Consider the following 13,304-nt stretch of genomic DNA (forward strand, 5'->3'; position numbering starts at 1 on the left):
GGTCAGTCCTTCCGGAGGCGGAGGAGGGCGGCCGCGTTGCCGCCCCGTACGGCGTGGAAGTCGGCGTCCGGGAGCCGGGCGGCGCGCAGGGCGCCGACCGGGTCGTCGGTGCCCATGTCGAAGGGGAAGTCGGAACCGAGCAGCACCCGGTCCGCGCCTGCCACCCGCACCAACTCCCGCAGGACATAGGGGTCGTGGACCAGCGAGTCGAAGTACAGGCGCTTGAGGTAGCTGCTGGGCAGGTGGGCGCAGCCCGCGCCGGCGTCGGAGCGCGCCGTCCAGGCGTGGTCGGAGCGGCCGATGTGGGTGGGCAGATAGCCCCCGCCGTGCGCCGCGACGATCTTCAGGCCGGGGTGGCGGTCCAGGACGCCGGAGAAGATGAGGTGCGACAGCGCCACGGCGTTCTCGGTGGGCTGGCCGACCGTGTTGGACAGATACCACTGGTCCAGGCGCTCGTCGAGGGTGCAGCCGAAGGGGTGCAGGAAGAGGATCGCTCCCGTCTCCTCGGCCCGCGTCCACAGCGGTTCGTACGCCGGGTCGGACAGCTCGCGACCGGGCGTGTGGCTGGAGATCTCCACCCCCGACAGCCCTTGTTCCAGGGCGTGTTCGAGGGCTCGTACGGCGGTCTCCGGATGCTGGAGCGGTACGAGGCCGAGACCGCGCAGCCGGTCCGGCGCGGCCGCGCAGTGCGCCGCCGTCGCCTCGTTGGCCAGCCGGTACACCTTCTCGGCCGTCTCCTCGTCCGCCCAGTAGTGGTAGTGCGAGGGTGACGGGCTGACGAGTTGGACGTCGACGCCCTGGGCGTCCATCGCGGCGAGGCGGGCCGACGGATCGGTGAGGCGGGGGATGCGTTCGCCGATCATCGGGCCGTTGGCCTTCAGCGCGGCCGGTCCGTTGCGGCGGGCGTCCAGGGCCTTCGCATCGGCAAGGCCCGGCAGGCCGTCCACCAGCGTCTCGATCTCCGGCAGCAGGACATGGGCGTGCACGTCGACGGTGGGCGGCGTCGTCACGGCAGCTCCCGCAGCATGGTCATGGTGCGGCCCATCAGTCCGGGCACGTCCGCGTCGCGCACTCCGTCGAGCTGCCACTGGCCGATCTGTACGGAGGCTTCGACGACGGGGCGCACGCGGTGCATCCGCCGCTCGTAGTACGCCTGGAACAGCGCGTCGTCCCAGGTGTCGGCGGCGGTCAGCATCTGGGTGAGCACCCAGGCGTCCTCCATCGAAAGGGCCGCGCCCTGGGCGAGGGTGGGCGGGCAGCAGTGCGCGGCGTCGCCGACGAGGACGACGCGGCCGCGGTGCCAGGATCCCTCGACCAGCATCCGGTCGAACCACGTGTAGTTGACCTGGGCCGGGTCGGTGATGTGCGCGGTGATCTCGGGCCAGTGGCCGCCGTAGTGCGCGGCGAGCCCGCGCATCTCGTCCGCGTAGGAGTCCGCCGGTATGGACGCCCGGTCGCGGCTGGCCTCGACGACGTACGCGTAGAGCGTGCTCTCGCTGGTCGGGCAGTAGCCGGCGATGTACGCGGGGCCGCCGTAGGCGAGGTCGGTGCGGGTCACGCCGGCCGGGCGGGGTGCGGCGATCCGCCAGATGGCCATGCCTGTGGGCTCGGGCCGGTCCGTGATGCCGATGGCCGCGCGGGTGGTGGAGCCCAGGCCGTCGGCGGCGATCACCAGGTCGTAGCGGGATGCGGTGCCGTCGCTGAAGCGGACGGTGACGCCGTCCCCGCCCTTGTCGGCGGACTGGGCCAGGGACTCGGCGCGGACGCCGAGGCGGACGCGGGCGCCGCTCGTGCGGACTGCGTCGATCAGGATGCGCTGCAACTGCGGGCGCTGCATGCCGACGGTGGCGGGCAGGTCGTCACCGCCGGTACGCAGGTCTTCCGCGACGTGCAGGACGGTGCCGTCGGGGGCGGTGATGCCGACCGCGCCGAAACCGTAGCCGGACTTCTCCACGTGCTCCCACACGCCGAGCTCACGGAGCACGCGCAGGGCGTTGCCCTGGAGGGTGATGCCGGAGCCCGCGGTGGCGTTCCAGTCGTCCTTGGCCTCGATCAGGTCAACGGCGATACCGGCGCGGCGCAGCAGGATCGTGGCGGCGCTGCCGGCCGCGCCGCCGCCGATGACGAGAACCGTGCGGGGTGTGTTCATATGGGAACTCCTTTGTCCCTCAAGGCGGTTGAGGACCGGCCGGTTGAGAGCCAGTCGGTCGAGGACCGGTCGGTTGAGGGCTATTTGACGGCGATCGGGCTGACGGGCGAGCCGACGGCGCCGGTGATCGGCAGGGGAGCGGCGGTCAGCCAGAAGTCGTACGCGCCGTCGCGTGCGCAGTCGTCGGCGAGGGCGTCCAGGTCCCACATCTCGCCGATGAGCAGGCCCATGTTGGGGATGGCGACCTGGTGCAGCGGCTGGAAGGCGTGGTCGAACTCGTTGGGCCGGACCTCGAAGCCCCAGGTGTCGGTGGCGATCGCCGCGATCTCGGTACGGTGCAGCCAGCCCGCCGTGGTGAACGAGAGACCCGGCGCCGGGCCACCCGCGTACTCGCCCCAGCCCTCGCGCCTGGCCCGCGCGAGGCGCCCGGTGCGCACCAGCACGAGGTCGCCGCGGCCGACGGCCACGCCGTGCGCCTCGGCGGTCGCGCTCAGATGCTCCTCGGTGATCGCGAAGCCGTCCGGCAACTCGCCGTCCTCGCCCACGACATGGCCGACGTCGAGGAGGACGCCCCGCCCGGCGACGTAGGGCGCCATGTGCTCGATGCCGGTGACCAGGTCTCCCTCGGAGGTGACCGTGGCCGCCGCGTCCCGCCCGTTCCACGCCTTGCCGTGGTCGAAGATATGGCCGAGCCCGTCCCACTGCGTGGAGCACTGCAGCGGCATCGCGATGACGTCGTCGGCGCCGCCGAGGCCGTGCGGGAAGCCCTGGTTGCCGAGGGCGGCGTCGGTGCCGGTGTCGAGCATCGTGTGTACGGGGTTGGTCCGGCGCCGCCAGCCCTTCTGCGGGCCGTCCATGTCGAAGCGCTGGGAGAGCGAGAAACTTACGCCGCGCCGCACGAGCGCGGCGCCCTCACGGCGCTTGGCCCCGTCGAGGAAGTTGAGCGTGCCCAGCCGGTCGTCCTCGCCCCAACGCCCCCAGTTCGAGTACGCCTTGGCGGCCTCGGCTATCGCGCCTTCCGGGTCGGTCCGGTCCAGGGCGGTCCGGTCCAGAGCCGTCACGACGCCACCTCCGCCACACATCGGGTGCGCTGCGCGCCGAGCCCGGTGATGGAACCGTCCATCACGTCGCCGTCGCGGAGCAGACGGCCCCAGTGCATGCCGTTCCCGGCGGGCGAACCGGTCAACACCAGGTCACCGGGGAGCAGTTGAGCGGACTGCGAGGCGTAGGAGACCATCCGCGCCACATTGAAGATCATGTCCTTCGTGGACTCGTCCTGCATGGTCTCGCCGTTCAGCTTCAGCACCAGCCGCAGATCGTCGGGGTTCGCGATCGCCTCGGTCGGCACGATCCACGGGCCGAGCGGCGTGAAACCGGGCGCGTTCTTACTGCGCAGCCAGTCGGTGCCGATCTGCGGCATGTCCCGGCGGAAGACGGTCGCGCGGTCGGTGAGGTCGTTGGCGATCGTGTACCCGGCGACGTACTCCAGGGCCTCCTCCACGGATACTCGGTGTGCCGGACGGCCGATCACCGCCGCCAACTCCAGCTCCCAGTCCGGCTTTTCGGCCCAGGCGGGCAGCTCCACGTCGTCGTACGGGCCCGTGATGGCGCTCGGCAGTCCGATGAACACGTACGGCAGGTCGTCGGCGGCCCGCCGGTCCATGATCTCGGCGGCCTCCGCGCGCCGCTCCTCCTCCGGGCGCTCGTCGCCCGGCGCGCGGTGTGCCACATGCAGGTCGATGACGTGCTGGCGGTAGTTGGCGCCGGACTGGAAGACCTGGCGCGGCTCGACCGGGGCGTGCACCCGGAACTCCGCCAGCGGCCTGCGCTCCACGGAGCCGTCGCCGGCCAGGGCACGCAGCCGCGGCAGCACCGCGGGCCAGCCCTCCAGGAGCCGGCGAACGGTCAGCCGGTCGTCGTCGTCCAGGACGGTACGCAGGTCCACGACGAGCTCATCGGGCGTGACCAGCGCGGGGAACGCCGGCCCGTCCGGGGCCGAGAGAGTCGCGAGGGCGAAGGGGCCGGCGAAGGGCGCGGATGCGGGAGCAGGTTTCACGGACATGACCTCCTGATTGCGGTGGGACTAATCTGGACCCGCCACCAGCGATCAGGGAAATAGATTGTGTGGATGAGAGTCATCCGTCAGATGGATTTCCACTGGTCAGCGCGCCCGACACCGTACGCAGCAAGGGAAAGAACGTGAATCTGGCCCGCCTGGACCTGAACCTCGTCGTCGCTCTGCGCGCACTCCTGGAGGAGCGCAACGTCACCCGCGCCGGGCAGCGCGTCGGACTGAGCCAGCCCGCCATGAGCGCCGCGCTGTCCCGGCTGCGCCGTCACTTCGACGACGACCTGCTCGCCCGCGTGGGCGGCCACTACGAACTCACCGCCCTCGGGCAGGTCCTCCTCGACCGCACCTCCACCGCCTACGACGTCCTCGAACGGCTCTTCTCCAGCCAGGCCGAGTTCGACCCGGCCGTGGAGAGCCGCGAGTTCAAGCTGGTGGCCTCCGACTACGCCGTCTCCGTCTTCGGCGCCGAACTCGCCCGCGTCATCCATGAGGAGGCCCCTGGCATCCGCCTGCGCTTCACCCAGACACCGCCCACCGTCGTCGACGACACCGCCACCCTGCTCAGCACCGTCGACGGACTGCTCATGCCGCACGGCGTCATCAGCGACTTCCCTGCCACCGACCTCTACGACGACCGGTGGGTCTTCGTGGTCGCCGACGACCACCCCTCCGTCACGGACCGGCTCACCCGCCAGGACCTCGCGGACCTGCCGTGGGTCACCTACCAGCGCACCTACGACGCACCGGCCGTGCGTCAGCTCGGGATGCTCGGCGTGGAGCCGCACGTGGAGGTGTCCGTCGACAGCTTCCAGCTGCTGCCGCTCCTGGTGGCCGGAACCCGCCGGATCGCCATGGTCCAGGCCAGGCTCGCCCGCAGGCTCGCGCCGATCGCCGCTGTGCGGGTCGTGGAACCTCCCTACGAGGCGGTCTCCTTGCGGGAGGCACTGTGGTGGCATCCGGTGCACACGCACGACGCCGCGCACATCTGGCTGCGGGAGACCGCCGCGCGGGTGGGGGCGGCACTGCCCCAGCCACAGGACGGGCCGGCCGAGAACAGCGCCGGGTGAAAGGAGTGTTCGTGGGAGTCACGCGATGAAGCCACCGCATCACGAGTCGGTCCTCTCCCGTGCCGCGCGCATCCTGGAGGCGTTCAGCTCGGACGAGCCCGCGCTGACCGTCTCCGAGATCGCCCGCCGCACCGGTCTGCACGTGGCCACGGCCTCCCGCCTGGTGGGGGAGCTGACCGCGCACGGGTTCCTGAGCCGGGACGAGGACCGGCGCGTACGCATCGGGGTCCGGCTGTGGGAACTCGTCGTACGGGCCTCGCCGGCCCTTTCCCTGCGCGACGCCGCGATGCCGTTCATGGAGGGCGTGCACGACGTCGTGGGCCACCACGTCCAACTCGCCGTCCTGGAAGGCGAGGAGGTGCTGTTCCTTGAGCGGCTCTCCGCCCCGAACGCGGTGATCAACTACACCCGTATCGCAGGCCGACTGCCGCTGCACGCCTCCTCCAGCGGCCTGGTGCTGCTGGCCCATGGCCCGGCCACGCTGAAGGAGCGCGTCCTTGCAGGGGAGTTGACCGCCTACACCCCGGCCACTCCGGCCACCCCCGCGCGGCTGCGGGCACTTCTGGCCGAGGTGCGCCGACAGGGGTACGCGTACTGCCCGGGATACGTGCACGACGACGCCCTCGGGATCGCCGCCCCGGTGCGCGGCGCCGACGGCACCGTTGTGGCGGCGCTGTCCGTCATCGTCCCCAACGACCGGAGTGCGCAAGCGATCGTGCCCGTCGTGCGGACGGCGGCCCGGGGCGTGTCCCGCGTAGTCGAGACCTCCGCCGCGCGCGGGACGGCCGCTGGATGACAGTCGTACGACAGTGATGTGACGGCCGACAGCGATGTGACGGCCGACAGCGATGAGACGGCGGCACGACATTCGTCTCTCACTGAGTGAGAAGGCCGTCGCGGCGCGACCGCGGCCACGCGCATCCTTCCCGCAATCCACAGACGGGAGGCGACAACGTGGTCGCACACAAACTGCTGCCTGCGATTCCCCTGCCCGACCCGACCCTGACGCTGCGGGTCCGCGCCAAGGAAACCGTCGCCGACGGCGTCGTGGCCCTCACTCTCGACCGCCCGGACGGTGCCCGGCTGCCGGACTGGACGCCCGGCGCCCACATCGACCTGGTCCTGCCGGACGGCACGGCCCGCCAGTACTCGCTGTGCGGCGATCGCTGGGACCCGTACCGCTATCGCGTCGCGGTGCTGCGAGAGTCCGCCGGGCGCGGCGGATCGGCTTACGTGCACGACCAGTTGGCGGTAGGCGACCCGGTCGGTGTCGGCGGCCCGCACAACCACTTCCCGCTGGCCCCGGCCGACCGGTACCTCTTCGTCGCGGGCGGCATCGGCATCACTCCGCTCCTGCCGATGATCCACCAGGCCGAACTCATGGGCTCCGACTGGCAGTTGCTGTACGGGGGTCGGACGCGGGCCTCGATGGCGTTCCGTGAACACCTCACCGGCACCTACGGCGACCGCGTGCACCTGCGCCCTCAGGACGAGTGCGGGCTGCTCGACCTGGACACGTGGCTGAAGCGGCCGGAGCCCGGCACCAAGGTGTACTGCTGCGGCCCTGCCCCGCTCCTGGCCGCTGTCGAGGAGGCGTGCGCCGCCTGGCCGCCGTGCAGCCTGCGCTCCGAACGCTTCACCGCCGCCGCCCCGTCCGAGCCCGTACGGCAGACCGCCTTCGACGTGGAACTGCGCCGCAGCGGCCGTACCGTCACCGTCACCCCGGACGTCTCCGTGCTGCACGCCGTGCGCGGGGCCGGAGCCGAGGTGCTGTCCTCCTGCGAGCAGGGGACCTGCGGCACCTGCCTGGTCCCGGTCCTCGCGGGAACCCCCGATCATCGGGACGCCGTCCTGGCAGACCATGAACGCGCCGCGGGCGACTGCCTGTTGCCCTGCGTCTCGCGCTCGCGCTCCGACCGCCTCGTCCTGGACCTCTGAACATCCTGCGCACGGCCGAGCCGCCGTTCACCACCCCGAGTTCCTCCGAGCCGCACTCCGTGGAGCCGCCATGTCCGCACCAGCATCCGTCCCCGCCGCGACGCCGACCAGTGACGTCGACCCGTTCGCCGCCGGGCATCTCGCCGAACCCGGCCCCCTGCACGGGCAGTTGCGCGCCGCAGGACCCGTGGTCCGCCTGACCCGCTACGACGTGCACGCCCTGGCCCGCCACCAGGAGGTGCACACGGCGCTCGTCGACTGGCAAACCTTCCAGTCCGGGGCCGGGGTGGGCCTGGCCAACTTCCGCCACGAGAAGCCGTGGCGACCGCCGAGCCTCCTCCTGGAGGCCGACCCGCCCCACCACGACGCCCCGCGCCGCGTGCTGAGCGAGATCCTCGCACCGCTCGCCCTGCGCCGACTGCGCGAGTCATGGCAGGCGGTCGCCGAGGAACTCGTCGAGTCCGTACTGGCCACACAGAGAACGGAGTTCGACGCCTTCGAAGCGCTGGCGACGGCCTTCCCGCTGCGGGTCTTCCCCGACGCCGTCGGCCTGGGACCGGACGGCAGGGAGAACCTGCTGCCCTACGGCAACATGGCCTTCAACGCCTTCGGACCGCGCAACGACCTCGTCCTGGCCGACGCGCACCGGACGGCCGGGCTGTCTGCCTGGGTGAACGACCAGTGCGCCCGGGAGGCGTTGAGCGAGGACGGTTTCGGCGCCCGTATCTGGGCCGCCGCCGACCGCGGCGACCTCACTCCGGCGCAGGCGCCACTGGTGGTGCGCTCCCTGCTCACGGCGGGCGTCGACACCACTGTGCACGGCCTGGCCGCCGCCCTCTACGCCTTCGCCACGCATCCCGAGGAATGGCAACGGCTGCGCGAACGGCCCGAGTTGGCGCGGATCTCGTTCGACGAGGCGGTGCGGTGGCAGTCGCCGGTGCAGACCTTCTTCCGGACCGCCACCACCGACGTCGAGATCGCCGGGACCCGCATCCCCGAGGGCGGGAAGATCCTCATGTTCCTCGGCGCCGCCAACCGCGACCCCGCCCGCTGGACCGACCCCGACCGCTTCGACCTCACCCGCGACCCCTCGGGCCACGTCGGCTTCGGCATGGGCCTCCACCAGTGCGTCGGCCAACACGTCGCCCGCCTCGAAGCGGAGTGTCTGCTGACCGCCCTGGCCCGCCGCGTCGAGCACCTGGAACTCGCGGGACCGCCACGGCGGCACCTCAACAACACCCTGCGGTCCTGGGCTTCCCTGCCGGTACGCGCCCGCCGGGCGAACTGACCGCCGAGCCCCACACCTCCCCTCTGACCTCCCCTCTGACCTCCCCTTTGAAAGGACCATCCTCCATGCCCCAGTACGTACAGGGAGTCGTCGCCCGCGCCAAAGGCGAACCCGTACGCGTCGAGACCATCACGGTGCCGGACCCGGGATCGGGTGAGGCCGTGGTGAAGGTCCAGTCGTGCGGCGTGTGCCACACCGACCTGCACTACCGCGAGGGCGGTATCAACGACGACTTCCCCTTCCTCCTCGGCCACGAGGCGGCCGGGATCGTCGAACAGGTCGGCCCCGACGTGACCGATGTGGCCCCCGGTGACTTCGTGATCCTCAACTGGCGTGCGGTGTGCGGCCGTTGCCGTGCCTGTCGACGCGGACGCCCGCAGTACTGCTTCGACACCCACAACGCGCGGCAGAGGATGACTCTGGCAGACGGCACCGAGCTCAGCCCCGCCCTCGGTATCGGCGCCTTCGCCGAGAAGACCCTCGTGGCTGCCGGACAGTGCACGAAGGTCGACGCCGCCGCGTCCCCGTCCGTGGCCGGCCTGCTCGGCTGCGGTGTGATGGCGGGCATCGGTGCCGCCATCAACACCGGGGGAGTGGGGCGCGGCGACTCCGTGGCCGTCATCGGCTGCGGCGGGGTCGGCGACGCCGCCGTGGTGGGCGCACGCCTGGCAGGCGCGGCGCGGATCATCGCCGTCGACATCGACGACCGCAAACTGCGCACCGCCCGAGAGCTGGGCGCGACCCACACCGTCAACTCCCGTACGAGCGAGCCGGTGGAGGCGATCCGCGAACTGACCGGCGGTTTCGGTGCCGACGTCGTCATCGAGGCCGTCGGCCGCCCGGAGACGTATGAACAAGCCTTCTATGCCCGCGACCTGGCCGGCACCGTCGTCCTCGTCGGCGTGCCCACGCCTGAGATGACGCTCGAACTGCCGCTCCTGGACGTCTTCGGCCGCGGCGGATCCCTCAAGTCCTCCTGGTACGGGGACTGCCTGCCCTCCCGCGACTTCCCCATGCTCATCGACCTCCATCTCCAGGGCCGCCTGGACCTGGACGCCTTCGTCTCCGAGACCATCGCCCTGGACGAGGTCGAGGACGCCTTCGCCCGCATGCACAAGGGCGACGTTCTGCGCTCGGTGGTCATCCTCTGATGGCCTGCGTAGGCATTGAACGCGTCGTCACGTCCGGAGTCTTCACCCTCGACGGCGGCACCTGGTGCTGCCCGCCACGACCATCGTGCGCACCGGGCACGGCGAGGACACCACCATCGGTGCCGAAGCGCCTCACCTGGAGGACTGGATCGCACGAGGGCGTCGGCCGCTGAGTCCCCGTACCGGTCGGCCGAGACACGGGCTACCGCCCCCGCGGCGCGGCGGTGCTGGCGCGCAGGACCAGGCGCGGGGTCATGGTGGAGCGCATCGCACGGTCCCGGCGGCCCTCCACCCGCTCGATCAGCATCCGCGCCGCGGCGGCTCCCATCTCCTGCCCGGCCTGGTCGACGCTGGACAACTGCACCGGCGCGAGGGCCGCCAGGGCCGTGTTGTTGTAGCCGACGAGGGACACGTCCTCGGGGATGCGGGGCCCGAGTTCGTGCGCGGCGCGGTAGATGCCGAGCGCTGCCACGTCGGCGCCGGACATGATGGCGGTCGGAGGTCGCTCGGCCGTCAGCAGGGTGAGACCGGCTTTGAAGCCGCCCTCGTCGGAGTAGGCGGCGTGGTGGACGTGCAGGCGCTGTTCGAGGCCGTGCCGCCGCATCGCCTCCGTGTACCGCTATGAAGCACGAACTGCGCCACATGCGCACCCAGGGAAGCGGCTCCGTCGTCAACTGCTCGTCCCTCGGCGGCCTCGTCGGCAACCCCGGCCGCGCCGCCCACCACGCCTCCAAGCACGGCGTGATCGGTCTGACCAAGAGCGCCGCACTCGAATGCGGCTCCCGCGGCGTCCGCAGCAACGCCGTATGCCCCGGCACCATCAGCACCCCCATGGCCGACGGCGCGCCAGCTACGTCACCGGCATCGCCCTGTCTGCCGACTTCGGTGACACCTACATCTAAAGGGCGGGGTCGGGTGACCTTGGCCGGAGGCATAGAAGTGCCTTGTGACCGGCAAATTCCTGACTCGACGTCAGAACCAACAGCGAGGGCTGATCCCCCGAGATCCTAGGGAAGTAGCCCTGGCCGTCTTGCGGGGTGTCTCGAGATCGCGGGAGCTGTCCACGAGCCTGCGTTGCCTGGTCAACCTCCTTCGCGGGCCAACTCAGGCGCTGCGTAAGGCAAGTCGAATTGCTGGAGAGCCAACTCAAGCGATATGCCGCTGCCAGAGAAGGGCCTGAGTTTCCTTCTGGTGATCGGGAGAGGGAGTGTCCGGTTTGCGCTGGCGATTCGCAGTATGGTGGAGGGGATCCGTGACGTCCCCAGCAGGTTGTGCGTCGGTCTGATGCCGGTAGTCGGTGGCTCCTGAAAGGTGCGATACCCGCCAGCGGATGCTTTCCCGGTCCTCTGCGGCTGGGCCACCATCGTGCTGCCGGAACGGTTCCGTTCGACGGGCTGTCGTGGGCGGGAGACCGCCGTACGCCGCAGGTCATCGCCTCGTCCCTTCTGTAGCGCACAGAACAAGGGAAGGGGCGCTGAGCGCGCCATGTCGGATCTGTCGCGTGAGGAGCGATTGGCCGCGGCGTTCGTGGAGCTCGCCGACACACTGGTCAAGGACTTCGACGTCATCGCGTTCCTGCACCAGTTGACCGAGCACTGTGTGGACCTGCTGGACGTACGTGCGGCCGGGGTGGTGCTGGCCTTGCCGCACGGCCCGGTGGTGGACGTGGCGGCCTCCGATGAGAACGCCCGCCGCCTTGAGCTGGCCGGCGTGGAGTGGGACGAAGGCCCGTGTCATGACTGCTATCGCAGCGGGACTGCCGTGGCCGAGGAGCGTCTGGACAATGCCCTGGCGCAGGTGCGGTGGCCGCGGTTCGCGCCGCGGGCACGGCAGGCGGGGTTCACCTCGGTGGTGGCCGCCCCGCTGCAGTTGCGCGGTCAGGTCATCGGCGCCCTGAACCTGTTCAGAGACCAGATGCACCCGCTGGCGCCCGCCGGGCTGCGGCTTGGGCAGGCGCTGGCGGACACCGCCACGATCGGCATCCTCCACCAATGGGCGGCACACGAACACCTGAGCGTCATCGCCCAACTGCAGCAGGCGCTGGACAGCCGGGTCATCATCGAGCAGGCGAAGGGTGCGCTGGCCAACCGCCGCCGGATCGACGTCGAGGAAGCGTTCCACCTGATGCGTCGCTACGCCCGCAACCGGCGGGCCCCGCTCACCGCCGTGGCGCTGCAGGTACTGGATGGCAGCGCCGAGCGGACGTTACTGGATCCCGGCACCAGTGCCAGCACCTGACCTGGCAGCCTGGGAAAGGCGGTGCGCCGTGCCGGATCGTCCGATGGCCGCGCATCTGTGCGCCCTCACCTCCTATCGCGGGGCGGGCATGCCGCTGCTGCCGCTGACCGCCTGCACACGGCTCCTGGGCCTTGACGGGCTGGCCTTGACCCTGGCTCCCGGTGGCCATGACGCCGAACTCCTGCAACACAGCGGCCTGCTGAGCGCCGCGCTGGAAGACCTCCAACGGGTCCAGGGGCAGGGCCCCACCCCGGAGGCGGCCAAGCAATCCGCGATGGTGCTGATCGCTGACGTCGCGGCCATGGCGAGCGATCGTTGGCCCGGACTGCCCGGCCCGCTGACCGACCTGGGCATCGCCGCAGTCTTCGCTCTGCCTCTGCGGATCGGGGTCATCACGCTGGGCGTGCTCACCGGCCACCGCACTACCCCCGGCCCGCTGGCCGACGCTCAGCTCGCCGACTCCCTCGCTTTGGCCAACGCCCTGGCCGGCCTCGTCATCAACCTGGCCGCCCGGCCCGACACCACCGGCCTCCTCGACATCCAAAACGGCGACCTGTACTTCGCCGAGGTCCACCAGGCCACCGGATACCTGGCCACCCAACTCGAAATCCCACCGGCCCAGGCCCTCATCCGGCTCCGCTCCCACGCCTTCACCCACGACCTCCCCCTGCTCGCCACCGCCCGCGCCGTGCTGCACCACCAACTCCTCCTGGAAAACGACAGGCCCTGACGGCGACAGGGCACCAGCAACACCCCGCGACGCCACCCGCCCGGAAGGGCGAGCGTGCCCAACGGGGGCTGTGGCAGCCATGGTTGCTCTGAGGGGGCACCCATTACCGGCCTCGTACTGCCGGGCGGTGTCACGTTCGGTCCGGCCGGGGAGATGGACTGAGGGGGCTGCACGATCGGGGCCCCACCACGGTGACATTGCGGGCAATAACCTGCCGACGTCGGGTAGACGAGGCGGATGGATGCACACACTGAGGAAGCAGAGAATGGGCGGCCTTCACGTGATCTGTGTGACCTGTGCGGGTTCGCCCTTGCCGGGCAAAGTGGGGTGCTCGCTCTGGTCGCCGACTCCTCCGCTGTCGACGACCACACGCCCACACGAGACGGGCAACGCTTGGTCGTGGCCTGCTCGCCTGAGCACCTCGCCGTGCTCGAAGAGGTCTACCAGCGCCGCACGTTCAACGAAGAGGAACTCTGGGCCGCTCAGATCGCACGCGCCCTGCGTTACAGGGCTGGCCGCATCACCCCTGAGGAGCTGTCAGAGCGTACTGGTCTGACGTTTGGCCAGGTCGTCCGGGCCATCACTTGGCGAAACGACATCGCCCGCGCCGAAGGGCCCAGCGAAGCCGAAGAGGGCCAGCCTTCGCCGGACATCGAAGCGTAGGAGAGCGGC

General features: G+C 70.9%; 13 protein-coding genes and 2 pseudogenes. 10 read left to right on the top strand and 5 right to left on the bottom strand.

The window, feature by feature from the left end; genetic code table 11:
- Positions 1-2: 2 nt before the first annotated feature.
- From M4V62_RS39835 to M4V62_RS39850, 4 genes are all read right to left on the bottom strand, one after another.
- The gene (locus M4V62_RS39835) at positions 3-1,010 is read right to left on the bottom strand and encodes an amidohydrolase family protein (RefSeq protein WP_249592067.1); all 1,008 of its coding nucleotides are present in this window, start codon (positions 1,008-1,010) and stop codon (positions 3-5) included.
- Positions 1,007-2,149 (bottom strand): FAD-dependent oxidoreductase, encoded by a 1,143-nt coding sequence (locus M4V62_RS39840; protein WP_249592068.1) that lies wholly within the window; start codon positions 2,147-2,149, stop codon positions 1,007-1,009. The genes M4V62_RS39835 and M4V62_RS39840 overlap by 4 nt, the downstream gene beginning before the upstream one ends.
- 80 nt (positions 2,150-2,229) lie before the next feature.
- Positions 2,230-3,201, bottom strand: a complete 972-nt coding sequence (locus tag M4V62_RS39845; RefSeq protein ID WP_249593201.1) for a cyclase family protein — start codon at positions 3,199-3,201, stop codon at positions 2,230-2,232.
- 5 nt (positions 3,202-3,206) lie between these two features.
- On the bottom strand, positions 3,207-4,211 hold the full coding sequence (locus tag M4V62_RS39850; protein ID WP_249592069.1) for a fumarylacetoacetate hydrolase family protein: 1,005 nt from the start codon (positions 4,209-4,211) through the stop codon (positions 3,207-3,209).
- A 137-nt stretch (positions 4,212-4,348) separates the two neighbouring features.
- Here M4V62_RS39850 and M4V62_RS39855 point away from each other — a divergent pair, with 137 nt between their 5' ends.
- The 6 genes and pseudogenes from M4V62_RS39855 to M4V62_RS39880 all read left to right on the top strand — a co-directional run.
- Complete coding sequence (locus tag M4V62_RS39855) at positions 4,349-5,287, top strand: LysR family transcriptional regulator (protein WP_249592070.1); 939 nt, start codon at positions 4,349-4,351, stop codon at positions 5,285-5,287.
- A 25-nt stretch (positions 5,288-5,312) separates the two neighbouring features.
- Positions 5,313-6,083, top strand: a complete 771-nt coding sequence (locus M4V62_RS39860; protein ID WP_249592071.1) for an IclR family transcriptional regulator — start codon at positions 5,313-5,315, stop codon at positions 6,081-6,083.
- Positions 6,084-6,241: 158 nt separating this feature from the next.
- Positions 6,242-7,225, top strand: coding sequence for a PDR/VanB family oxidoreductase (locus M4V62_RS39865; protein WP_249592072.1), 984 nt, complete (start codon positions 6,242-6,244; stop codon positions 7,223-7,225).
- Positions 7,226-7,295: 70 nt separating this feature from the next.
- Positions 7,296-8,513: a cytochrome P450 gene (locus M4V62_RS39870; protein ID WP_249592073.1), complete on the top strand. Its 1,218-nt coding sequence runs from the start codon at positions 7,296-7,298 to the stop codon at positions 8,511-8,513.
- A 65-nt stretch (positions 8,514-8,578) separates the two neighbouring features.
- Positions 8,579-9,664, top strand: a complete 1,086-nt coding sequence (locus tag M4V62_RS39875) for an S-(hydroxymethyl)mycothiol dehydrogenase (protein WP_249592074.1) — start codon at positions 8,579-8,581, stop codon at positions 9,662-9,664.
- Between the two features lie 49 nt (positions 9,665-9,713).
- Positions 9,714-9,824, top strand: a pseudogene (locus M4V62_RS39880) (MBL fold metallo-hydrolase); the annotation flags it as partial.
- A gap of 42 nt (positions 9,825-9,866) precedes the next feature.
- Here the strand turns inward: M4V62_RS39880 and M4V62_RS39885 are convergent.
- A complete protein-coding gene (locus M4V62_RS39885) occupies positions 9,867-10,268 on the bottom strand; it encodes a substrate-binding domain-containing protein (RefSeq protein ID WP_249592075.1) in 402 nt (133 codons plus the stop codon).
- A gap of 14 nt (positions 10,269-10,282) precedes the next feature.
- Here M4V62_RS39885 and M4V62_RS39890 point away from each other — a divergent pair.
- From M4V62_RS39890 to M4V62_RS39905, 4 genes and pseudogenes are all read left to right on the top strand, one after another.
- A pseudogene (locus tag M4V62_RS39890) lies at positions 10,283-10,525 on the top strand (SDR family oxidoreductase); the annotation flags it as partial.
- 624 nt (positions 10,526-11,149) lie between these two features.
- Complete coding sequence (locus M4V62_RS39895; RefSeq protein WP_249592076.1) at positions 11,150-11,902, top strand: GAF and ANTAR domain-containing protein; 753 nt, start codon at positions 11,150-11,152, stop codon at positions 11,900-11,902.
- Between the two features lie 28 nt (positions 11,903-11,930).
- Positions 11,931-12,632 (top strand): ANTAR domain-containing protein, encoded by a 702-nt coding sequence (locus M4V62_RS39900; protein ID WP_249592077.1) that lies wholly within the window; start codon positions 11,931-11,933, stop codon positions 12,630-12,632.
- A gap of 237 nt (positions 12,633-12,869) precedes the next feature.
- Entirely contained in the window at positions 12,870-13,295 is a 426-nt protein-coding gene (locus M4V62_RS39905) for a hypothetical protein (RefSeq protein ID WP_249592078.1), read from the top strand.
- The last annotated feature ends 9 nt before the right edge of the window (positions 13,296-13,304 follow it).

Origin of the sequence: Streptomyces durmitorensis (assembly GCF_023498005.1) — a bacterium.
In the GTDB taxonomy this organism is placed as follows: Bacteria; Actinomycetota; Actinomycetes; order Streptomycetales; family Streptomycetaceae; genus Streptomyces; species Streptomyces durmitorensis.

Coding starts and splice junctions, on each gene's coding strand:
- M4V62_RS39850 (WP_249592069.1), bottom strand. CDS start 4,211: ATGTCCGTGAAACCTGCTCCCGCATCCGCGCCCTTCGCCGGCCCCTTC.
- M4V62_RS39885 (WP_249592075.1), bottom strand. CDS start 10,268: ATGCGGCGGCACGGCCTCGAACAGCGCCTGCACGTCCACCACGCCGCC.
- M4V62_RS39840 (WP_249592068.1), bottom strand. CDS start 2,149: ATGAACACACCCCGCACGGTTCTCGTCATCGGCGGCGGCGCGGCCGGC.
- M4V62_RS39895 (WP_249592076.1), top strand. CDS start 11,150: ATGTCGGATCTGTCGCGTGAGGAGCGATTGGCCGCGGCGTTCGTGGAG.
- M4V62_RS39870 (WP_249592073.1), top strand. CDS start 7,296: ATGTCCGCACCAGCATCCGTCCCCGCCGCGACGCCGACCAGTGACGTC.
- M4V62_RS39905 (WP_249592078.1), top strand. CDS start 12,870: ATGGATGCACACACTGAGGAAGCAGAGAATGGGCGGCCTTCACGTGAT.
- M4V62_RS39860 (WP_249592071.1), top strand. CDS start 5,313: ATGAAGCCACCGCATCACGAGTCGGTCCTCTCCCGTGCCGCGCGCATC.
- M4V62_RS39875 (WP_249592074.1), top strand. CDS start 8,579: ATGCCCCAGTACGTACAGGGAGTCGTCGCCCGCGCCAAAGGCGAACCC.